Annotated in this window: 17 protein-coding genes; 12 read left to right on the top strand and 5 right to left on the bottom strand. The window is 32.5% G+C overall.

Annotated features, from left to right (window positions below; translation table 11 throughout):
- Positions 1-90: 90 nt before the first annotated feature.
- The 4 genes from ACKTSW_RS11715 (at position 91) to rlmB (ending at position 6,373) form a co-directional block, all read left to right on the top strand.
- The gene (locus tag ACKTSW_RS11715; RefSeq protein ID WP_408025448.1) at positions 91-3,381 is read left to right on the top strand and encodes a SusC/RagA family TonB-linked outer membrane protein; all 3,291 of its coding nucleotides are present in this window, start codon (positions 91-93) and stop codon (positions 3,379-3,381) included.
- An 11-nt stretch (positions 3,382-3,392) separates the two neighbouring features.
- Positions 3,393-4,910 carry a RagB/SusD family nutrient uptake outer membrane protein gene (locus ACKTSW_RS11710; protein WP_408025447.1) on the top strand — a complete coding sequence of 506 codons (1,518 nt, stop codon included), beginning with the start codon at positions 3,393-3,395 and terminating at the stop codon, positions 4,908-4,910.
- Between the two features lie 446 nt (positions 4,911-5,356).
- Complete coding sequence (locus ACKTSW_RS11705) at positions 5,357-5,575, top strand: hypothetical protein (RefSeq protein WP_408025446.1); 219 nt, start codon at positions 5,357-5,359, stop codon at positions 5,573-5,575.
- A 60-nt stretch (positions 5,576-5,635) separates the two neighbouring features.
- Positions 5,636-6,373: a 23S rRNA (guanosine(2251)-2'-O)-methyltransferase RlmB gene (rlmB, locus tag ACKTSW_RS11700; protein ID WP_408025445.1), complete on the top strand. Its 738-nt coding sequence runs from the start codon at positions 5,636-5,638 to the stop codon at positions 6,371-6,373.
- 31 nt (positions 6,374-6,404) lie between these two features.
- On the opposite strand, the gene ACKTSW_RS11695 is transcribed toward rlmB, so the two are convergent.
- Positions 6,405-7,172, bottom strand: a complete 768-nt coding sequence (locus ACKTSW_RS11695) for a rhomboid family intramembrane serine protease (RefSeq protein ID WP_408025444.1) — start codon at positions 7,170-7,172, stop codon at positions 6,405-6,407.
- A 22-nt stretch (positions 7,173-7,194) separates the two neighbouring features.
- On the opposite strand from ACKTSW_RS11695, the gene ACKTSW_RS11690 reads away from it, so the two are divergent.
- The gene (locus ACKTSW_RS11690) at positions 7,195-8,466 is read left to right on the top strand and encodes a replication-associated recombination protein A (RefSeq protein ID WP_408025443.1); all 1,272 of its coding nucleotides are present in this window, start codon (positions 7,195-7,197) and stop codon (positions 8,464-8,466) included.
- Between the two features lie 441 nt (positions 8,467-8,907).
- Here the strand turns inward: ACKTSW_RS11690 and ACKTSW_RS11685 are convergent, their stop codons facing one another.
- Genes ACKTSW_RS11685 through radC form a run of 3 tightly spaced genes read right to left on the bottom strand, consistent with a single transcriptional unit; the run spans position 8,908 to position 11,620 of the window.
- Positions 8,908-9,597 (bottom strand): YjjG family noncanonical pyrimidine nucleotidase, encoded by a 690-nt coding sequence (locus ACKTSW_RS11685; RefSeq protein ID WP_408025442.1) that lies wholly within the window; start codon positions 9,595-9,597, stop codon positions 8,908-8,910.
- A complete protein-coding gene (locus ACKTSW_RS11680) occupies positions 9,590-10,897 on the bottom strand; it encodes a polysaccharide deacetylase family protein (RefSeq protein ID WP_408025441.1) in 1,308 nt (435 codons plus the stop codon). Before ACKTSW_RS11680 ends, ACKTSW_RS11685 begins: the two co-directional genes overlap by 8 nt.
- A gap of 36 nt (positions 10,898-10,933) precedes the next feature.
- Positions 10,934-11,620 (bottom strand): RadC family protein, encoded by a 687-nt coding sequence (gene radC / locus ACKTSW_RS11675; protein ID WP_408025440.1) that lies wholly within the window; start codon positions 11,618-11,620, stop codon positions 10,934-10,936.
- 94 nt (positions 11,621-11,714) lie between these two features.
- Between radC and trkA the strand changes: the two genes are divergently transcribed.
- The 7 genes from trkA (at position 11,715) to ACKTSW_RS11640 (ending at position 22,510) form a co-directional block, all read left to right on the top strand.
- Positions 11,715-13,061, top strand: a complete 1,347-nt coding sequence (gene trkA, locus ACKTSW_RS11670; RefSeq protein WP_408025439.1) for a Trk system potassium transporter TrkA — start codon at positions 11,715-11,717, stop codon at positions 13,059-13,061.
- Positions 13,061-14,560, top strand: a complete 1,500-nt coding sequence (locus ACKTSW_RS11665) for a TrkH family potassium uptake protein (RefSeq protein WP_408025438.1) — start codon at positions 13,061-13,063, stop codon at positions 14,558-14,560. Before trkA ends, ACKTSW_RS11665 begins: the two co-directional genes overlap by 1 nt.
- A 283-nt stretch (positions 14,561-14,843) precedes the next feature.
- Positions 14,844-15,434 carry a phage tail protein gene (locus ACKTSW_RS11660; protein WP_408025437.1) on the top strand — a complete coding sequence of 197 codons (591 nt, stop codon included), beginning with the start codon at positions 14,844-14,846 and terminating at the stop codon, positions 15,432-15,434.
- Between the two features lie 106 nt (positions 15,435-15,540).
- Entirely contained in the window at positions 15,541-20,079 is a 4,539-nt protein-coding gene (locus ACKTSW_RS11655) for a T9SS type A sorting domain-containing protein (protein WP_408025436.1), read from the top strand.
- Positions 20,080-20,103: 24 nt separating this feature from the next.
- Complete coding sequence (locus tag ACKTSW_RS11650) at positions 20,104-20,277, top strand: hypothetical protein (RefSeq protein WP_408025435.1); 174 nt, start codon at positions 20,104-20,106, stop codon at positions 20,275-20,277.
- A gap of 66 nt (positions 20,278-20,343) precedes the next feature.
- A complete protein-coding gene (locus ACKTSW_RS11645; protein WP_408025434.1) occupies positions 20,344-21,465 on the top strand; it encodes a hypothetical protein in 1,122 nt (373 codons plus the stop codon).
- Positions 21,455-22,510 (top strand): nucleotidyltransferase domain-containing protein, encoded by a 1,056-nt coding sequence (locus ACKTSW_RS11640; RefSeq protein ID WP_408025433.1) that lies wholly within the window; start codon positions 21,455-21,457, stop codon positions 22,508-22,510. The genes ACKTSW_RS11645 and ACKTSW_RS11640 overlap by 11 nt, the downstream gene beginning before the upstream one ends.
- Here the strand turns inward: ACKTSW_RS11640 and ACKTSW_RS11635 are convergent.
- Positions 22,503-23,858: a UDP-N-acetylmuramate--L-alanine ligase gene (locus tag ACKTSW_RS11635; RefSeq protein WP_408025432.1), complete on the bottom strand. Its 1,356-nt coding sequence runs from the start codon at positions 23,856-23,858 to the stop codon at positions 22,503-22,505. The genes ACKTSW_RS11640 and ACKTSW_RS11635 overlap by 8 nt on opposite strands.
- Positions 23,859-24,027 lie beyond the last annotated feature (169 nt).

Genomic DNA, 24,027 nt, shown 5'->3' with positions numbered 1-24,027 from the left:
ATAAACAAACATTTCTTTTTTATGTTAAAAAATTGTTTATTTAAGATATATTTAGGATTTTAGCATTTAATTAATTCAAATAATTACATAATGAGAACAAAGTTTAATGGAATTTTAACGCTATTTCTAGCGTTGATTGTGCAAATATCCTTTGCACAAGAGAAAACAATTTCAGGTACTGTTTCAGATGAATCTGGTCCACTACCGGGGGTGACTATTTTAAAAAAGGGTACTACTCAAGGTACCGAAACGGATTTTGATGGAAATTATTCTATTCAAGCAAAAACAGGTGACATTTTAGTTTACAGTTTTGTTGGTATGAAAACAGCTGAAAGAACCGTTGGTGCTTCTAACCAAATTAGTATTGTATTAGAAACTGATAACTTATTAGAAGAAGTTGTTGTTGTAGGTTATGGTACCACAACTAAAAAGGCATATGCTGGTACAGCTTCTGTCGTTAGCACTGAGAACCTTGAAGCTAAATCATTTTCAAATGTATCTCAAGCTTTAGCGGGTGAGGTTGCTGGTGTAACTGTTATCAACACATCTGGTCAACCAGGTACAGTTGGTACTGTTCGTATTCGTGGTTATGGTTCTCCATTAGGAAACAGGGCTCCACTTTACGTTATTGATGGTATAGCTTTGGGTAGTGCGTTTAACTTAAACTCTATTAACCCATCTGATATCAAAAGTACAACTGTACTGAAAGATGCTACAGCAACGGCTATTTATGGATCTAGAGGAGCTAACGGTGTAATCTTAATTACTACTAAGTCAGGGACTTCTTCTGCAGAATCTTCTTATATCGAAGCTGATGTTAAAACAGGGGTTAACTTTCAAGCTATTCCTAGATATAATGTTATGCGAAGTCCAGAAAAATATATTGGTTTAGTATGGGAAGGATTATATAATAGAGGTGTTGGTTCTGGACAAGCTGACCCTGTAGCATATGCTAATGGTTTATTATTGGGTGACAATGGAATTGGTTCTGGATACAATATGTGGAATGCAGCTACTGCAGCTGATTTAATTGACCCTAATACAAGGTCGGTAAGAGAAGGTGTAAACAGATTATATACTCCTGAAAGATATGCTGATGAAGCTTTTGGTACAGGAATCAGAACTGAAGCTAACTTAAGATTAGGTGGAGGATCAGAAAAATCTAAATATTTCTTCTCTATGGGCTATTTAGATGATTCAGGATACTCAATTAATTCTGATTATAGTAGAATTACAACAAGATTAAACTTAACTTCTGACATTAAAGAATGGTTAGAAGTAGGTGCTAACATAGGGTATGCATATTCTGAAAGTAATAACAATGGTCAAACTGCTGGTTCAGAAAACTTATTTGAATTTGCTGATAAGATGGCTCCTATTTACCCTGTTTTTGCAAGGTTTCCTAATACTGGTGATTTAATTCCTGATCCAGTTTATGGTGGTTATCAATATGATTATGGTAGTCCTACTGGCGCTACAAATGGTTTTGACAGAACAAGACCTAATGCCAATCTTTTAAACCCTATTGGTTCTGCCGTTTTAGATATTAACAGAGCAGAAACTCATGCCTTAAATGGTAATGTGAATACGAAATTTAAACTATCAGATGAATTTTCTGCTGAAGTTAGATTTGGAGGTCAATACTCTTTTGAAAGATTTGCATCTGCCGGTAATCATGCCTATGGTACAGCTGCACAAAATGGAGGTACTTTATTTGTAAGAGACCGTATCAGATGGTCTCAAACGTTCACACAATTACTACGTTACAAAAAGTCTTTTGGTGATCATAATTTTGAAGCTTTATTAGGTCATGAATTATTTAAATTTAGGTTCGAATCTTCTAGTCAAAGTAAACAAGAAGTTATTGTACCAGGTTTATTAAACTTAAGTAATTATTTACAACCACAAACTCCTGCAGGTGGAACTCAAAATGGTTCTGCAATTGAATCTTATTTTGGACAGGTTAATTATAACTATCTAAATAAATACTATTTAACAGGTTCTTTAAGAACAGATGGTTCTTCTCGTTTTATAAAAGAAAAATGGGGTGTGTTTGGTTCAGTAGGTGCTTCTTGGGTTATTAGTGAAGAAGACTTTATGTCTAATAGCATTTTTTCATTCTTAAAAGCGAAAGTGTCTTGGGGTGTTACTGGTGATCAGGACGGAGCAACAACAACTGATGCATTTAGTGTTTTTGGTTCTGATGTTGCGGGTGGAAAGCTAGCCTTATTTGAAACCAGACCTGGACGTGATTTATTAACTTGGGAAACTTCTAGAATGTTACAAGGAGGTATTGAGGCTTCTTTAGGTAATTACTTAGATGCTAATTTTGATTACTATAGAAAAAACACAGACAACTTATTCTTTGACCAAAGGGTTGGTCCTTCTGCTGGTTTCTCTTCTATTGTAGTTAACGATGGTGAGGTGTTAAATGCAGGATTGGAATTTGATATAACTGGACATATTTTCAATAAGCAAGATTTTAAGTTAGATTTATCTTTAAATGGAGAAATGTTAAGTAATGAATTTATTACATTACCTATAGATCCAACTACAGGTAAAGAAAAAATCATTGATGAAAACTCAAGTGCAGATGGTGCTTACGCATTTGCTCCTGGTAGATCTATGTTTGATTTTTACATGAGAGAATGGGCTGGTGTAGATCCTTCTGACGGTGCTCCAATGTGGTACCAATACTATGATGATAAAAACAACAACGATGTTTTAGATGCAGGTGAAGAAGATTTTTCAACTCTTGAAAACGGTGATGAATCTTCTACAAGTTCATTATACGAATATGAGAAGTTATCTTCTAACACCAATATCAAAAGACAGGTTACTAAAATTTTTTCTGATGCAACTCAGAAATATTTAAACAAGTCTTTTATTCCAGACTTAAGAGGTTCTTTTAGATTATCAGGTAAAGTTAAAAGTTTTGACTTCTCTACTCAGTTTACTTATAGCTTAGGTGGTTATGCTTATGATGCTCAATATGCTGAGTTAATGAGTGATCGTTTTGGGGCAGCTGGAAATAACTTCCATAGAGATATCCTTAATAGATGGCAACAACCTGGAGACATTACTGATGTTCCTGCTTTAACAGATAACTTTATTACAAACAGCACATCTCTATCTTCAAGGTTTATTACAAGTACAGATTACATTGCCTTAAATAATGCTAGAATTGGTTATACAGTTCCTAGTAAGTTTATGGGGGACTCTGGAATTGATAATATCAATATATGGATGTCAGGAGATAACCTGTATTTAAATAGTGCTAGAGAAGGGTTTAACCCAAGTGTAAGAGAAAATGGTAGTTCTGCTAGAAGAATTTATGCTCCAGCAACTACTATTACTATGGGTGTAAGAGTTAAATTTTAAAAATTTACAAAATGAAAAAAATATTTAAAATAAGTTTATTAGCAACAGCTTTAAGTTTATCTTTTAGTTGTAGTGATGAATTGATAAATGATGGGACTTCAGGCGAGTCACAACCAACGAATACATTTACAGACGTACAATTAGCCCAAGGAGCTATAACAAACGATGCTGTTCCTGCTGGTTTTATTAATGGTATCTATGCTCAAATGTTCCAAACTGGAACAGGTGGTACTACTAACCATGATGACTTTGGACAAAAAGGGTATGATATTTTTGGTGATATGTTATGTGGAGACATGGCTTTAAGTGTAAGCAGTTATGGTTGGTATCGTGCAGATATTACTGAGTTTCAAGCGCCTTTAGATTTTACTAGAGGAAGAAACAGAATGGTATGGAGATATTATTACAGAATTATTAGATCTGCTAATAACGTAATTAAAAGTTTGGGTGGTAATGATGCTAATCCTGATTTACAGGAAAATAAATTCAACTTAGGACAGGCTAAAGTAATGAGAGCTCACTCTTATTTCTACTTAACTCAGTATTTCCAAAAAGAATATAATGGAGCTGAAGAAATTTTACCTATGTATATTGAACCCATCACTTCAAACCTTCCTAAATCTACTGCTTCTGAAATATATGATTTAATGGAAAATGACCTAACAGAGGCAATAGGTCTTTTAGAAGGATTCAATAGAAGTGACAAAGTTCAGGTGAACCAAGATATTGCCAAAATAATGCTTGCCTATGTTCTTGGAGCAAAAGGAGGTAGAGATGGTGAAGTTGCGACTTTAACTCAACAAGTTATCGATGCAGGAAACCATACTATGTTAGCGTCAAGTGAAGTTACTAATGGTTTTAACAATTATCAAAACCCAAGTTGGATGTGGGGTGTTGACATTACTGAAACTAACGAGTTAGGATTAGTTTCTTGGTGGGGTCAAATTGATGCATATTCATACAGTTATGCTTGGGCTGGTGATCTCAAAGCTATGGATTCAGACTTATATGCTGCTATTCCTAATGACGATGCAAGAAAAGGTCAATTCTTAAATTTACCTTCTGTTGGTAGACATTTACAACCATTATATAAATTCTATCACGATGCGGCTGAGTTTCCTAAATTTGGTACTGGACCTCAATCTGGTTTAACTGCTGATTATGTATATATGCGTATTGAAGAAGCTTATTTATTAAACGCTGAAGCAAATGCTAAAAATGGTGCTGAAGGTGCTGCAAGAACATCTTTAAAAGCTTTAGTTGAAAGAAGAGTTCCTGACGCTTCTTATATAGATGCACTTAGTGGTCAAGCTTTATTAGATGAAATTTACTTACAAACTCGTATAGAATTATGGGGTGAAGGTAAGAGTTTCTTGGCTATGAAGCGTTTTAAAGCGACTACTTCAAGAGGTGCTAATCACCTTTCTTTTGTAGGCGAAGCTATACCTTACAACGATGAGAAAATGCAATTTGAAATTCCTCTAGATGAGATTCAAAATAATCCATTTATCTCAAACCAAAACCAATAAACAACTTTTTATTAAGCTGTCAATCCTTTTTATAGGATTGGCAGCTTTTTTTTAAACCAATAACTTTTAAACTCAACAATTATAAAAAAATATAAAATTACTATTTCTAGCTATAATTGCTAGTTTTTCTTTAAGCTGCTGTGATGATAAAGTAGAACCTTTAAATACCAACTACATAACATTTAGTGAGTCTTCATACTCTACTTGTGTTGGTTCTACAACTATTTACGATATTATTATATATACTACTAATATTACAGGTCCTGATAGAACTTTTGGAGTTTCTGTTGATATGGATACTACCAATGCTTATGTTGGTTATTATGCAGTAACTATTCCTGCAAATCAAAACTAAATAACATTAATAATTCAGTTGTCAGACACCAACTTAAGTATTGGTGTAAACAAGTTAGTCTTAACTTTTGAAACTAAAGAAGGGCTTTCTAATGGAGAATAGAAGTTCTACTACTGTTAATTACATTCAAAATTCTTCTGAGATATCAGAAATATTAGATATTACTTCTGACGGATACGGTAGCGAGACTAGTTGGAAAATATTAGACTCTTCAGGAGGTGTTGTTAAAGCCTCTCGAGAAGGAGACTTTAGTTCTTCTGAATCTAAAGATTTTGACACAAACCAATTCAAAAAAATTAGCTCTAAATAATATTAAAACCACCTCTTTGAGGTGGTTTTTTTATACCATAAAATCAACTACATTTGCAGCATGGAAGAAAACACAAATATTTTTGGTATTAGAGCCATTATTGAAGCCATAGAAAGTGAGGCTTCAATTAATAAAGTATATCTTCAAAAGGGCTTGAGAGGAGATTTATTTTTTCAATTAGATAAGCTATTGAAAAAAAATAAAATTTCAACTAGTGTAGTTCCTACAGAAAAGCTAGATCGTTTATCTAAACACAATAACCATCAAGGTGCTGTTGCTAAAATTTCTCCTATAGAATTCCACGATTTAGAAACTCTTTTAGAATCAACTTTAGAGTCTGATAAAACTCCCTTATTCTTATTGCTTGATCAAGTTTCTGATGTGAGAAATTTCGGAGCAATTATCAGAACCGCTGAGTGTACTGGTGTAAACGGAATTATCATTCAGAAAAGCGGTAGTGCACCTGTAAATGCTGAAACCATTAAAACCTCAGCTGGAGCAGCTTTTAAAATACCTATTTGTAAAGTAGACCATATTAAAGATGCTATATTTCAATTTAAAGCAGCAGATATTAAGCTAGTGGCTGCAACTGAAAAAACTGAAGATTCAGTTTTTGATGTTGACTTTAACCAACCAATAGCAATCATTATGGGTTCTGAACATAAAGGAGTAAGTAATTCAGTATTAAAAATGGCCGACTACAAAGCTAAATTACCTTTATTAGGAGAAATAGAATCTCTTAATGTATCAGTTGCATGTGGTGCATTTTTATACGAAGCTGTAAGACAACGTTTATAAAATAAAAAATCCTACTTAATAGCAGGATTTTTTATTCCTCTTCATTTTTATAAATGTAACGGTATTGTATTTCCTTCAATTCAAACTCAACTTCTTCTTCAATAATTGGTGGAACATAATTTCCATCTTCATCAAACATATTATCAAATTCTGTTTTAGAAAATTCAAACCTTTCCCTAATTATTCCTTTATTTCTATATAGCAAAGCCAATGCGACTCCAGTAATTAAACCTGATAAATGCCCTTCCCAAGACATTCCTTCTTTAATTGGTAACACATACCAAACCATACTACCATATAAGAATATAGTAATAAAAGAAACAGCTACTAACCTATAATTCTTTTTTATAATTCCACTAAAAAGCACAAAACTAAAAAGTAAATATACTACTCCACTTGCTCCAATATGGTAGGATTCACGAGCAATTATCCATGTCAAAAGTCCAGTCAAAATGCCTCCATATATCAAAACTTTGACAGCTACTTCCTTATAAAAGTAAAAAAGACACGCAGAAAGCACGAATAAAGGAACCGAATTATTAAAAAGATGATTTATATCACTATGGACAAAAGGAGAACAAAAAACCCCTTTTAAACCGCTAAAATTTCTCGGAAATACTCCATATTTATTAAAATTCCATCCAAATTTAATTTCCAACCAATAAACAAACCATAATATAAAAACAAATAAGAAAGGAATTACAAAAATAGTTGGAGAAAATTTTAATTGTTGATCTGTTTTCATAAAGATTAAAATAACAAAAATAAATCCAAAGTAGTGTTTCTGAAGTTCTGTCATAAATCTTTGCTATTTTTACATTATGAATCAACCTTTGGCAGAAAGAATTCGTCCACAGAACTTAAGTGACTATATAAGTCAACAACATTTGGTAGGCGAAAATGGAATATTAACCAATCATATTAAACAAGGAATCATTCCTTCTTTAATTTTATGGGGCCCTCCAGGAATTGGTAAAACTACACTAGCAAATATTATTGCAAATGAATCTGGCCGTCCATTTTATACTTTAAGTGCTATTAGCTCTGGTGTAAAAGATGTTCGTGAAGTAATAGAAAAAGCTAAAAAAAGTGGTGGTTTGTTTACTCATAAAAATCCAATTTTGTTTATTGATGAAATTCATCGCTTTAGTAAATCACAGCAAGATTCTTTACTAGGTGCTGTAGAAAAAGGCTGGGTCACTTTGGTTGGTGCAACAACAGAAAACCCAAGCTTTGAGGTTATACCCGCCCTACTCTCTCGTTGCCAAGTCTATATTTTGAACTCTTTTGATAAGAATGATTTAATTGCTCTCTTATATAGAGCTATGGATAAAGATGAGATTATTTCTAAGAAAAATATTAATTTAAAAGAGACGGATGCGTTACTTCAGGTTTCTGGAGGTGATGCACGTAAACTCTTAAATATTTTTGAATTATTAGTTGCTGCTGATGATGAAATTGAGATTACTAATGAATTGGTGTTAGCTAAGATTCAGAAGAATACCGTTCGTTATGATAAAACTGGTGAACAACATTATGATATAGTTTCAGCTTTTATAAAATCTATAAGAGGAAGTGATCCTAACGCTGCTGTTTATTGGTTAGCTCGTATGATTGAAGGTGGTGAAGATGTAAAATTTATTGCTCGTAGAATGTTAATTGCTGCTTCTGAAGATATTGGCAATGCTAATCCGACAGCCTTAATCCTAGCTAACAACACTTTTCAAGCTGTTTCCGTTATTGGCTACCCCGAATCTAGGATTATTTTAAGTCAATGTGCTGTCTATTTAGCTAATTCAGCTAAAAGTAATGCTTCATACATGGCTATTGGCGAAGCACAAAAACTAGTTAAAACAACAGGAGATTTATCTGTTCCTCTCCACTTAAGAAATGCTCCTACAAAACTAATGAAAGATTTAGATTATGGAAAAGACTATCAGTACTCTCACAATTATTTAGGGAATTTTGTAAATCAAGAATTTTTACCTAACGAAATTAAAAACACTAAACTATACGAACCCGGTAATAATGCTCGTGAAAATCAGTTTAGAGAATTACTAAAGCAACGTTGGAAGGATAAATACAACTATTAAAGAAAAGGGGTTTTATTGGAATTTAATCTGATATTCTTTGATCTCTTTCTCGGTTTTAAGATGATATTTAGCAAACCAATAATTTCTGTTTTTGTATAGAATTCCGTATTTATCTTTAATTATAAAAAGACCCTTCATATTCGTTTTTAATACCTTAAAAACAACCTCTGTCTTGGTATTTACCAATTGAAAACCTGTAGAATTTGGTTCCGCATATAATACTTCTCTTGTTTTATGCTCTCTTTTAATTTCAATAGGTTTACTTTTTACAACCTTAGACTCGAAGCAACTCTTTACACAGTTTTATTTTCAAACTTTTTATTTTCTTCTAATGGAATATATTTATAATTACGAATACTTTTTTGGGCAAACCCTTTAGTTGTTGTTAGTAGTAAAATAAAGGAATAGTATTTTTTATAATTTTATACGATTAAGCTTAGTTTACATATATTTTTTTAAACCTATTAAGTTTGAAACACTCAATATATTATTATTTCTACTTTCTTGAGTGAAATGTATCGCCTTCATTCCTGAATTTATTGCTCCCATTATATCGGCTTCATAACTATCTCCTATCATTAATGATTCATTTGCCTTCGCACCAGCTTTCTCTAAAGCAAATTCAAAAACTTTAGTGTTAGGTTTTTTAGCTCCTACGCATTCCGAAGTTATTATTTCTTTAAAAAAGATATGTATTCCTGATTTTTTAAGCTTTAAGTTTTGAACTTTTTCGAACCCATTTGTAATAATGTGCAACTGGTATTTGTTTTCTAAATACTGTAAAACCTCAATAGCATCAGGAAAAAGGTAATTAAAATTAGGTAAATACTGTATGTAGTCTTCTGAAATTTTATTGATTAAAGTATCAGAAATAGCATACTCTAAAACATTAAATGTTTCTTTTAACCGATGATACCTTAATGCTAACTTTTCTATTTTATCTTCCCTATATAGTCTCCAATATTTTAGATTTACTGGAACATAAACTTCTAAGAAAACATCAATGGGTATTAAAATATTTTGCTCTTTAAAAATTTGCTGAAATATTAATTTAGAGTTTCTGTCAAAGTCCCACAATGTATGATCTAAATCAAAAAAAAGATGCTTTATGTTTGTATTAATACTAATCATTTCCTACTATTTTAAGCATTGAATTATATACCCTATTCCATCCTCTCCACCTTAAGTAATTACTTAAACTTTCATTATGAAATACTGTAATAAAAACACCATTTACTGCTTTTACTTCGTTTTTTAAATCTCGAATTTTACCTAAAGATTGCTTGGGTGTTAATTTCATATAATCGTTCAAGGTTGTATCCATCAATGCGAAAGGATATATTTTTAATGGTGTTTGAATCTCAAAATCTAAATCGTAAAAATAAAAAGGGGTACAAGTACTTGCTCTAAACCCTACATGTGTTGCATATCCCATAGAGTAATCTTCATCTATCTCTAAATCTATTAACTGTTGGTACGTTTCTGGTAGAGATACTCTTAAATAATGCTGTCTAGAACGTTTTATAGGAGTATTTGTTATAGACTCTAAACGTTCTTTTTCTTTTTTTAACATTCCTGAATTACTCATGGTATAATACGACGGGTGAAGCCCTACAAGAGCATAATCAACCATGTCTTTTATTAATAATTTAAATTTTCTTTTTGAAGCTGATACATTTGTATCAAATGTTGTATAATCTCCTATTAGAAAGAAAAAAATAGTGGTAATTTTATATTTTTTCTTTAGCTTTATTGCTTTTTGAAATGTATTGAAAGGATCTTTTTTAAGGTTAAATAAAACAGCGAACCTATCCCAAATCGTAAAAATTTTAAATTGAGATGCATCCTTTAAAAAACCTCCAATAGTTCTAACAAAACTTTTGTGTTTATAGGCAAAAGCATTATCTACATCAATTGTTGATATGTACTGATATTTTCTTGTTACATGCTCAAAATCTGGAAACTTATGCTTCAATGCTGTTAAAAATTTATATGCCCAAATATCAACTAAAGGTTTTTCTAAAAAACCATGCTGGTAAGCAATACTTTCAGTTGCCGAAAACCTTCCATGCACATCTTTTATCTGTGGTAAGTACTCTTCATATCTTGAAATTAAGAAAAAACTAGCTGCAAAAATATCAAATGGAATTTCGGAAGCTTCAACTGCTGCAAAAAAGCAAGGAACTTCTTCCCATTTCTGAACAACTACTGTTACATCTTTTATACCTTGCTGAAAAAGCAGTTCATTACTTTGAATAAAAAACTCTTTTCCTAAGGGTACATTTGTATATGAAAACTTAGGTCCATTATATGCTACAAACTCTTCTACTTTCCTTGTAAAGTCAATTTGAACTTGTAAAATACGAGTGAAGATATGTTTGAAAATATAGCGTACTCTAGGAGTAACCTTGTGGGTGTATATAAGTATCATAAATTTGATATAAAGTAGTCATTACGTGTAAAACGACTATAAAAGTCCTTCATCTACAAAGCTAAAATACGCTTTTTCAGTAATTATTAAATGGTCTAACAACTTTATGTCTAAAGTACTTCCTGCTTCTTTAATTTTTTTAGTAAGCTCAATATCTGAACTACTGGGTGATAATTTTCCTGAAGGATGATTATGAGAGACTATTACACCTAATGCTGAAAGTTCTAATGCTCTTTTGTATAATAATCGTATATCTACTAAAGTGGCTGTAAAACCTCCTTTACTTAATTGATGCTTTGCTAATACTTTATTAGAGTTGTTGAGATACAAGACCCAAAACTCTTCATATTGTAAATCTCCTATTAAGGGTTGCATAATTTTTGCTACATCAGCAGAGCTTTTAATCTTTGAAATACTAGCTCTTTCTTCAAATTGTCTTCTTTTTCCAAACTCTAGGGCAGTAATTATCGATATTGCCTTCGCCTCCCCTATTCCTTTGAATTTCATTAACTCTTCTACAGATAATTTTGCTAATGCATTTAAATCGTTATTTACAGATAGTAATATTCTTTTAGCTAAAGCTACTGCATTTTCTTCTCGATTACCCGAACTAATTAAAATTGCAATTAACTCAGCATCTGATAAAATAGTTTTACCTTTAAATAACATTTTTTCTCTAGGCCTATCATCTAATGCCCATGATTTTATAGAAATCTTTTTCATTACTTTTTCTTTACATGTTTATAAATATAATTCATTTTTTGCACAACCAAAAGAAGCACAGTATCTTTGCAGTCTATCTTTTTTAATTATTAATATGAAGATTATTATAGCCGGGGCTGGAGACGTTGGTTTTCATTTGGCTAAACTCCTTTCTTACGAAGCACAAGACACCTATGTAATCGATTTTGATGGTGAAAAATTAGACTATCTAAACACCCATTTGGATGTTATCACCAAAAAAGGAGATGCTACCTCTATAAAACTGTTAAAAGAAATTGGTATAAGTTCTGCTGACTTACTTTTGGCTGTAACCGAAAGCCCTAACACTAACTTTACCATATCTGTCATTGGTAAAGCTTTAGGCGTAAAGAAAACAATTGCTAGAATTAGCAACCCTGAGTTTTTAAAAAACCCTTGTATTAATTTTAAAGATTATGGTGTAGATTTTATGATTTCTCCTGAAGAACTAGCTGCCGAAGAAATTAAATCATTACTCAATCAATCTTCTTTTAATGATACAGTTGCCTTTGAAAATGGTGTTTTTAACATCATGGGGACTACTCTTGGTTATAAATCTCCTATACTTGACCTTACAGTTAAAGAAACAAAAGAAAAGTATTGTTTGGTAGATTTTATAACCATTGCTATAAAACGTGAAGGTACTTCTCAAACAATTATTCCTCGTGGAGATACAGAATATAAAATAAACGATCAGGTATATTTTTCTGTCCCTAAATACAGCATAGACAAACTATATCCTATTATTGGTAAAGAACAAATAGACATTACAAACGTAATGATTCTAGGAGGAAGCCGTGTTGGACGCAAAACAGCTAGAAAACTTTGTAAAGATAATTTTAAAGTAAAACTGATTGAAAAAGATAAAGACAAAGCCTTACAACTAGCCGAAGATCTTCGTAACACTTTAGTAATTTATGGTGATGGAAGAGATTTAGAATTGCTAGAAGAAGAAAGCATAAGAGAAATGGATGCTTTTGTAGCTGTGACTGGAGACTCTGAAACCAACATCATGTCTTGTCTAGTTGCAAAATCTAAAGGTGTTAAAAAAACAGTAGCCCTGGTTGAGAATATGGATTATATCAATATTTCTCAAACTATTGGTATTGATACTCTCATTAATAAAAAATTAATAGCCGCAAGTAATATTTTTCGTCATATAAGAAAAGGAGAAGTTGTTGCTTTAGCTAATTTGCATAATGTTGATGCAGAAGTTTATGAATTTGAAGTACAACCCAATGCAAAGGTTACTCAAAAAATAATAAGAGAATTGCGTTTTCCCAGAGAAGCTATTATTGGAGGTGTAATTAGAAATGGAGAAGCATTAATGTCTTTTGGTGATTTCCAACTACAGAGTGGTGATAAAGCCATTGTTTTTTGTTTACCTGAGGCCATCAATATTGTAGAAGATTTATTCAAATAATGCAAAATCTTAACCTCAAATTAGTTTATCGATTTTTAGGAGTAACAGCCATCCTTAATGGATTGTTTATGTGGATTGCGTTACCTTTTAGTTTTTATTACGATGAACCTGCCAAATTAGGTATTTTAAATGCTGGAATTATAACCATAGCTCTTGGCTCTTTATTATTTTTTTTCAATAAACCCAATAATAAAAACATTCATAAAAAAGAAGGGTATCTCATAGTTACACTAGGTTGGCTCACCTTGTCATTTACAGGTATGCTTCCCTACTTGCTTACAGAAAGTATTCCTAATATTACCAATGCATTTTTTGAAACTATTTCCGGATACTCAACTACTGGTTCTTCCATTTTAACTGACATTGAATCTATGCCTAAAGGTATTTTATTTTGGCGTAGTTGTACACATTGGATTGGTGGTATGGGAATAATCGTACTAACCATTGCTATCTTACCTTTACTAGGTATTGGAGGAATGCAGCTCTTTATGGCAGAAGCTCCAGGACCTTCTGCAGATAAGTTACATCCAAGAATTACTGATACGGCAAAACGTTTATGGTTGATATATGTATTACTAACCGTTGTGGAGTTTATTTTATTAAAAGTAGCTGGAATGACTTGGTTTGATGCAATAAACCACTCTATGGCAACAGTAAGTACTGGTGGGTTCTCTACAAAAAATGCAAGTGTTGCTCATTGGAACGGGTCTCCTTTAATTCAATACATAATTATATTTTTTATGTTTATTGCAGGAACTAACTTTGTACTTACCTATTTTGCTTTAAAAGGAAAAGTAAGAAAAGTCATACAAAGCGAAGAGTTTAAATACTATTTTTTTGGTATTACTTGTATTGCTGGAATTGTAGCTTTAATGATTATCTTTTTTCAAGATCCTAATTTACAAACTAGTATTCAACATCCAAAAGTATGGGGAGAAGTAGAAAGTGCTATAAGACATTCATTATTCTCAGTAATTTCGGTAGTAACCACCACAGGTTTTGTTAGTGCAGATTTCACTATGTGGAGCTTTTTCGTAACTGCTATTTTCTTTTCTTTATTTTTCTTAGGAGGTTCTGCTGGCTCAACCTCTGGAGGAGTGAAAATTGTGCGTCATATTATTATGTTAAAAAACAGCTTTCTAGAATTTAAAAAATCACTACATCCAAATGCCATTATACCTGTTCGTTATGATGGTAAAGCTGTTAACCAAACAATTGTATTTAATATTCTTTCTTTTTTCGTATTGTACATGCTTATTTTTATAGTAGGTACAGTTATTTTAGCTTTTTTAGGGCTAGATATTAAATCTGCACTAGGTGCGTGCGCCTCTTCTTTAGGAAATATTGGGCCTGCTATAGGTAGTGTAAGCCCTGTAGATAATTTTAACCACTTATCTGTAGGTGCAAAATGGTTTTGTTCTTTCTTAATGTTAATTGGTCGTTTAGAGTTATTTACCGTATTAATTTTATTAACTCCTTTCTTTTGGAGAAAAAACTAACCGAGATAATACAAACTAACCAGTAAATAACATTTCTACTTAAACGTATATACCTTAAAAATATACGTTCGCATACCAATAAAACACACTTAGACAATAGAATTAAAGTTTAGCTCAGTTTGTCTTTAAATTTGGTTTTAGAAAACAAATATTCAACATTTAGCAATTTCACAAACTTGCAACCAAAGCTATAATTAGAAAATAATTAAACAGTTACGTAAAGCATATTGTTTTTTTTACTAAATTGTTGTTCTAAACATTAACTACTAAACTTTTATTACTTATGGATCCATTTATAGGAGAAATTGTTATGTTCGGAGGAAACTTCGCACCAAGAGGTTGGGCATTTTGTGATGGCCAATTATTATCAATTGCACAAAACACTGCTTTATTTTCAATTTTAGGAACCACCTATGGTGGAGACGGAAGAACAACTTTTGCTTTACCTGATTTAAGAGGAAGAACCCCAATAGGTCCTAGACAAGGACCAGGTTTATCTGATTATAGATTAGGTCAAAGAGGAGGAACAGAAACTGTTACCTTAAATGTTACTCAAATGCCAAGTCATAGTCACAGTACTCAAAACAATACAGCTGCTGACCAACATATTCAATTAAGTACTGATGCTGGTATTCGTAGCACTCCTCAAGCAGGAGATGTCCCTTCTGGTGCAAGTTTTGGATCTGGTATTGGTGCAACACCTGTAAATGCTTATGGACCAGCTAACAATACTGTTAATGGACAAACTATTAGTGCTAATGCTGGTTTGAATATACTTAATACAGGTGGAAATCTACCACATACTAATGTACAGCCTTATTTAGCTGTTAATTATATTATTGCTTTGGTAGGTGTTTTTCCTTCTAGAAATTAACTTATTTGCTACAATTCAATTATAAAATAAAACTCTAGTGAAAATCATTAGAGTTTTATTTATAAAACAGCTTTAATATTTATTAACCAATCATATACTAAATAAAATGAGACATTATTACTTCAAATTCTTTTTGAATGCAATTGTTTATTCTGTGCTATTGTTCGCAAACGACCAATTAAGAGCTCAAACCCCTAGTACTATGGAATTTGGTTCATCAACAGTAGTTTTAGCTACTGGTACAAATCCTAGTGCAGATCAATCTGCTAGTTCTCTATTAAACAGCTTTGATATGTCTGGTACATCAAATGGAAATATTACTCTTGCTTTAGCTACAAGTGGAAACCAAGTTGGTACTGATGCAATTGGCGGAACTACAGATGCTGTATTAGCTTGGGCTGGTAATGGTAGTTCAGCAGTGTCTTCAGCTACATTATCAACAGATAGTGGTGGTGAAGTAGGTATAACATCAATGCAATTTGCTTACGAACAAGCTGTAGGTGGTACTATTATTGATTTTACATTCACTGGTAAAAAAGATGGTGCTATAGTTGGTACGCTTAGCTTAGTATCATCTACTCATAATTCTGCTATAAGTATAGATTTTACATCCCCTACAACTGGTTCATTTTCTGATATTGACGAATTAATTATCACACCCGATACTCAAATTTTTGGAGGATTCTCTATAGATGAAATGATAGTTACGTCTGCTGTTTCAAATACAGCTCCAGTAATTGGTGGAACAACCGCGGGTCAAAGTGTGAATGATAATAGTACAATTTCTCCTTTTTCAAGTATCACAACTACTGATGCAGATGGAGATAATTTATCAGCCACTATTACTTTAGACAATAATGCAAAAGGTGTGTTATCTGGTACTGGTCTTACTGGTACAGGCCCTTATACAATAGCTAGTACTACACCTGCTGATTTACAAACAAAACTAAGAGCTTTATCTTTTAATCCAACAGATAATAGAACAGCAACAACAGAAACTACTACTTTTACAGTAGTTATTAATGATGGTACTATTGATGATACAGACAACACAACAACTGTGATTTCAAGTGCAGTTGCACCTTCTATTTCTAGTGTAAATGTACCTGCCAATGCTACTTATATAACAGGTCAAAATTTAGATTTTACTGTGAACTTTGATGAAAATGTAACTGTAAATACTACAGGAGGAATACCTCAAATAGCTATTACTATTGGCGCTACCACACGTCAAGCAACCTACATTAGCGGTAGTGGAACAAGTGCTTTAGTTTTTAGGCATACAGTTCTTTCAGGTGATTTAGACACTGACGGTATTGCTGTTGGTGCTTTAGCTGCAAATGGTAGTACTTTAAAAGATTCAGGAGGAAAAGATGCTACCCTAACTTTAAACAGTGTGGGATCTACATCAGCAGTTTTAGTTGATGCTGCTACTCCAACTGTAACAAGTGTTAGTGTTCCAACAAACGGTAATTACCTTACAAATCAAAACTTGGATTTTACCGTAAATTTTGATGAGAATATAACTGTAAATACTACAGGTGGAACTCCTCAAATAGTTATCACTATTGGAGCTACTACACGTCAAGCTGTGTACCAAAGTGGAAGCGGAACAACTGCCTTAGTTTTTAGATATACCGTACAAGCTGGCGATTCAGATACTGATGGTATAGCTGTTGGTACATTAACTACAAATGGAGGAACGTTAAAAGATGCCGCTTCTAACGATGCCGTTTTAACATTAAACAATGTAGGTGCCACCACTGGTGTTTTAGTAGATGGTGTTGCTCCAACTGTAACAAGTGTTAGTGTTCCAACAAACGGTAATTACCTTACAAATCAAAACTTGGATTTTACCGTAAATTTTGATGAGAATATAACTGTAAATACTACAGGTGGAACTCCTCAAATAGTTATCACTATTGGAGCTACTACACGTCAAGCTGTGTACCTAAGTGGAAGCGGAACAAGTGCCTTAGTTTTTAGATATACCGTACAAGCTGGCGATTCAGATACTGATGGTATAGCTGTTGGTACATTAACTACAAATGGAGGAACGTTAAAAGATACCGCTTCTAACGATGCCGTCTTAACATTAAACAATGTAGGTGCCACCACTGGTGTTTTAGTAGATGGTGTTGCTCCAACCGTAACAAGTGTTAGTGTTCCTACTGATGGTAATTACCTTACAAGTCAAAACTTAGATTTTACCGTAAATTTTGATGAGAATATAACTGTAAATACTACAGGTGGAACTCCTCAAATAGTTATCACTATTGGAGCTACTACACGTCAAGCAGTGTACCTAAGTGGAAGCGGAACAAGTGCCTTAGTTTTTAGATATACTGTACAATCTGGCGATTCAGATACTGATGGTATAGCTGTTGGTACATTAACTACAAATGGAGGAACGTTAAAAGATGTCGCTTCTAACGATGCCGTTTTAACATTAAACAATGTAGGTGCCACCACTGGTGTTTTAGTAGATGGTGTTGCTCCAACCGTAACAAGTGTTAGTGTTCCTACTGATGGTAATTACCTTACAAGTCAAAACTTAGATTTTACCGTAAATTTTGATGAGAATATAACTGTAAATACTACAGGTGGAACTCCTCAAATAGTTATCACTATTGGAGCTACTACACGTCAAGCAGTGTACCTAAGTGGAAGTGGAACAAGTGCCTTAGTTTTTAGATACATAGTACAATCTGGCGATTTAGATACCGACGGTATTACTGTTGGTACATTAGCTACAAATGGAGGTACTTTAAAAGATGCTGCTTCTAACGATGCAAATCTAACTTTAAATAGTATAGGTGCCACCACTGGTGTTTTAGTAGATGGTGTTGCTCCAACCGTAACAAGTGTTAGTGTTCCTACTGATGGTAATTACCTTACAAGTCAAAACTTAGATTTTACCGTAAATTTTGACGAGAATATAACTGTAAATACTACAGGTGGAACTCCTCAAATAGTTATCACTATTGGAGCTACTACACGTCAAGCAGTGTACCTAAGTGGAAGCGGAACAAGTGCCTTAGTTTTTAGATATACCGTACAAGCTGGCGATTCAGATACTGATGGTATAGCTGTTGGTACATTAGCTGCAAATGGAGGAACGTTAAAAGATGCCGCTTCTAACGATGCCGTTTTAACATTAAACAGTGTTGGTAATACCACCAATGTTCTTGTTGGTATAGAAACCGTAACTTGGTCAGGATCTACTGATAACGATTGGAATACAGCCTCAAACTGGAGCCCTAGTGTAGTTCCTCCCACCAATTCAGATATTGTAATTCCTTCTGGTTTAACAAACTATCCAACTGCTTCTTCTGCAGTTACTTTTAATTCGTTAACTATTAATAATGGAGCTTCTTTTATACCACAAAGTACCGTTACAGGTACTGTTACTTATAAAAGAAATTTAGCAACTACAAATTGGTATTTAGTTTCTTCTCCTGTGGTTGGTGAAACAATTGAAGATATTATTGCTAACCATACTTTAGCCTCTGGAACTGCTGGTAACTTGGGGTTAGCTCCTTATAGTAATATTACAGGACCTGCTTGGTTATACGCTCAAAGTGGTAGTACAGGAACTGTTACGAGTGGAACTGGGATTTCTGTTAAACTAGCTACTTCTGGTGATGTTTCAACTACGGGAACAATGAACACTACTAACGTAAATAAAGCTATTAGTACTGGTAGTAGAACAAATTACAACCTTATAGGTAACCCTTTTACTGCTTATGTAAACTCTGCTAGCTTTACAACCGCAAACACAGCATTACTTGCTGATGAAACTATTTGGTTATGGGACGGTACACAGTACATCACTAAAAATGCTATTGACCCTATAGAAATTGCTCCAGGTCAAGGTTTCTTTGTAGAGGCAGCAGCAGCTGGAAATGTTACCTTTTCTTTTGCTAATCAAAGCCACAATGCTGATACTTTCATGAGACAGGAACCTATTCCTTCTCTTGAATTATCTGTGGATAATAAAAAAATCAAAAGATCTACAAAGGTATTTTATGCTTCTGGAAAAACTACTGGTTATGATAAAGGTTACGACTCTAAAATATTTGGAGAAAGTTCTTCTGATTTAGCTGTATACACAGAATTACTTACCAACAACCAAGGTGATCAATTAGCTATTCAAACATTACCTGACACCAACCTTGAAAACATGATTATTCCTGTTGGTATGAAAGCTGAAAGCAGTAAAGAAATAACTTTTTCTATCAATACTAAAAACCTACCTAGCAATATTAATGTGTATTTAGAAGATAGAAAAAACAAAACTTTTACTAATTTATCAGAAGAAAACTATACAGTTACACTTACAAGTAAGTCTAACGGTATCGGACAATTCTACTTACACACTAGTGCTAAAAAACCAACAGAAGTTGATGCTTCATTAGATAATATTAGCATATACAGTTCTTTAAATAATGAAATTACTATTGTAGGATTACAAACGAAAGCTAATGTAGCAATCTACTCTGTTTTAGGTAAAGAAGTATTCAACCAAAATATAACATCTAACGGGGTTAGTAAAATAAGTGTTCCTAGCATAGCTACTGGGGTATACATTGTGAAGTTAAAAGCTGATTTAGGAGAAGTTTCTAAAAAAGTAATCTTAAAATAAATAAGCTATTAAAACCGCAGAATAATGAAAAAAAACATAAAAAATACAAATACGAACGAAATTACTCGTAAAGAAGCTATAAAAAAAATAGGAAGCTACGGTAAATATGCTGCGTTAACTGCTTTAGGAACATACATGATATTGAACCCTAAAAAAGCACAAGCGCAAAGTCCTGAAGGGCCTGGTGAAGGTTTTTAAAGTTCTTTAATATTTTCCACCTAAAACCTCGATAATTCTATCGAGGTTTTTTACTTTTAGAGTCTTATGAAAACTAAAATAATTAAACGAAACCTTGAAAATAAAAGTATTGTTTGGTTTGAAGACAACAATCAATATATCGTTGTGGAACCTTTAGTAGCTGAAGTACTTTTATTACTACATAAAGGCACAGATAAACAAAAGGTAGTTACTCAGTTATTTAATCAAATAAATAATATACCTTCTGAACAAGCTATTAAGCTTGTTAATGATATTGAAGCACTACTTCTTTCTTCTGAAAAAACAACTTTTTCAAATTTAACCCCAGTAGCTAAGCCAAAGAATTTTAATGTTATAAAATATTACCATATTAACAATTTATACTTTGAAGTAAAGTACGCCTCTGAGGTAGAAGCTACACTAGTACATCCAAAATTTGCACACTTAGAAGTTAAAAAACCAGCAAACACACAACATCAATTTGAAGTTTATAGTAGTAATAGTTCAATTTCTTTCACTATTGATGGCTCTATTATTGGCACATGGTCTTTGAAAGAAGTTCATTATTTCCAAGGAAAATTCTCGATGGAATTGGTGCAAAAAATTCATAAGAAAGAAGAAAAAGAATGGATAGGAGTTCTTCATGCATCAGCTGTTAGCGATGGTACTAATGCTATTTTATGTTTAGGCGATTCTGGTAACGGAAAAAGTACGTCTCTAGCACTATTACAAGCAAGTGGTTTTACTTGTTTAGCTGATGATTTTGTTCCTGTTAATTCCGAAGAAAAAATTCATAGTTTTCCTGCTGCTATATCAATTAAAAAAAACAGTATTGAAACCCTACTCCCTCTTTACCCTAGCTTAGAAACTACGAAAGAGTACGATTTTAAAAACTTGAATAAAGTTGTTCGGTTTTTACCTCCCAATACTGCTGATTTTTCACAACAAAACCCTTGTAAAGCATTACTTTTTATAAAGTATGAAACTAATGCCGATTTAAAAATCAATAAAATACCAAAACTAGAGGCTTTTCAACAACTTGTACCTGACTCTTGGTTGTCTCCTTTGTCAAATAATGTCGATGTATTTCTAGATTGGTTTGAAAAATTACCTTGTTATCAACTAACATATTCTGATAATGAAAAAATGATTGCAACAGTTTCAAAAATATTTACCAATGAATTATAAAGAAACTTTATTTTTTGTTGCCAAGTGCTTAACAATTACTCACGAAAAAGTTAATCGAAATCTTGTTGAAGAAACAATAAAAGCTAATTTAGTAAATTGGGATGCTGTTGTAAAATTAAGCACTGCCCATTATGTTTTCCCAGCATTATATTGCAACTTAAAACGTGCTAATTTTTTACACTATTTACCCTCTGACTTGGTAGGGTACATGCAACACATTACTCATTTAAATAGAGAACGTAACCAAGAAATTATTAAAGAGGCAACAGAAATAAATCAACTCTTACTTTCAAACAATATCACCCCTATTTTTTTAAAAGGAACAGGTAATTTACTTGAAGGTTTGTATGAAGATATTGCCGAACGTATGGTAGGTGATATTGATTTTTTAGTAGATAAAGAAAAGTTCAACCTTACTGTTAATATTCTTAAAGAAAATGGGTATCATGAAAAATCTCCCAATTATTTAGACAATACTGTCTTAAGCAGACACTACCCTAAAATAATTAAAGAAGGTAAAATTGCTGCTGTTGAAGTACATTATAAAATGATTACTAATGAAAAAGGGTTTGACTACAGTTTTATAGAAAAAAGTTTTTATAAGCTGGTTAATAATACCACTGTTCTTTCATATGAAAATCAAATTCTTTTAACTTGCTTTAACAAACAAATCAATGATAAAGGTCAATGGTTCAAAACAATTGCTTTAAGAAATTCTTATGATCTTTATATGTTATCTAAAAAAACTTCAGTAAAAACAGTTTTAAACAACTTTAACCATCCTGAATCTGACCTTTTAAAAAACTTTTTTGCTACTACTAATTATACTTTTAATTCTCCTCACTCACTAGAATACACAAAAACACGTAAGACTAAGAAGCACATCAAAAAAGTGTTTTTTTTTATTAATAACCCTAAAAAAAGTGCTTTTAACAAAAAAATATGGAGTTTATACTTTTTATACAAACACCGCTTTTCTGTTATTTTAAAATCTTTTTATTTAAAAAAGTATAGAAAATATTTATTTAATAGGTTTTTTAATTAACCAAAGCTTTAACCTCATCAAAATCTAAACCTCCGTAGTTACCAGAACTCATCAACAACAAAGCGGTATTCTCAAGGTTTTGACTAAATAAAAACTCTTTAAATTCTTGAGGGTTTGTATAAATAATCAAATCTTCACGTTTAAAAGCCTTTGCTATTTGTGTTGCTGAAACCTCTTCTAACTGCTTAATTTTCACAGCATGTGGAGAATAAAAAACTACTGCCTTATCTGCCTTGTCTAAAGCTCCTTTGTACTCTGATAAAAACTCAGCGTTTAAGCTTGAATACGTATGTAACTCTAAACATGCTAACAAAGTTCTATTTGAATATTGATTTTTAACCGCTGTAGTGGTAGCTGAAACTTTAGATGGTGAATGTGCAAAATCTTTAAACACAACTGTTGAAGAATTTTCGGCAATCTTTTCTAAACGTTTACTTGCACCTTTAAAACTAGCTATTGCTTCAAAAAACTCATCTTCATCAATACCCATATGTTGGCTAATCCACTTCGCTCCTGCCAAGTTTTGTAAGTTATGTTCCCCAAAAATTTCCAATGGTAAATCACCTTCTGGTGTTTCTAAATAAGTAATTCCATTATCAATAAAATAATCAGGAGTATTATAAGGGTATTTCTTTATTGGGTGATTCGAGTTTTCAACCACATCTTTTAACACCAAATCCTCTTCATTATATACCATAATTCCTCCATTCGTCAACGAATTGGTAAAAATTGAAAACTGCGCTACATAATTTTCAAATGTTGGAAACACATTTATATGATCCCATGCAATTCCGCTTAATAACGCTATATTTGGTTTATATAAATGGAATTTCGGTCGCATATCTATTGGAGAACTTAAATACTCATCACCCTCTAAAACAATGAATTCATTTTCTTGGGTTAAATGTACCATAGTATCAAAACCTTCTAGCTGAGCTCCCACCATATAATCTACTTCCCTATCATGGTAATTCAACACATGTAAAATCATAGAGGTGATTGTTGTTTTTCCATGTGACCCACCTATAACAACACGTGTTTTGTCTTTAGATTGCTCATATAAAAACTCAGGATATGAATAAATTTTCACTCCTAACTCTTGGGCTTTTAACAATTCAGGATTATCTTTTTTGGCATGCATTCCTAAAATAACAGCATTTAAGTTAGTAGTTATTTTCTCTGGAAACCAACCAAATGCATCAGGCAACAAACCCTTATTTGCTAAACGAGTTTTTGAGGGATTGTGAATTGTATCGTCACTTCCCGTAATTTGGTATCCTTTTTGTTGTAATGCGATTGCTAGGTTATGCATTGCGCTACCTCCAATAGCTATAAAGTGAATTTTCATAGTGCTGTTATCTGTAATATAAGCTTCAAAAATACAAAACCAAGCGAGAATTTTAAGTATCTTTAAATCGAAACTCTTTAAATAACTATGTTCACTCACTCAAATAGAACGTTTACAAACTTCAACTTGTAAAAAACTACTATTTTATGGTAATTTGTGAATATAAATA

This window comes from Tenacibaculum sediminilitoris, assembly GCF_964513795.1.
Lineage (GTDB): Bacteria > Bacteroidota > Bacteroidia > Flavobacteriales > Flavobacteriaceae > Polaribacter > Polaribacter sediminilitoris.
This window is presented reverse-complemented; position numbering and strand designations above follow the sequence as displayed.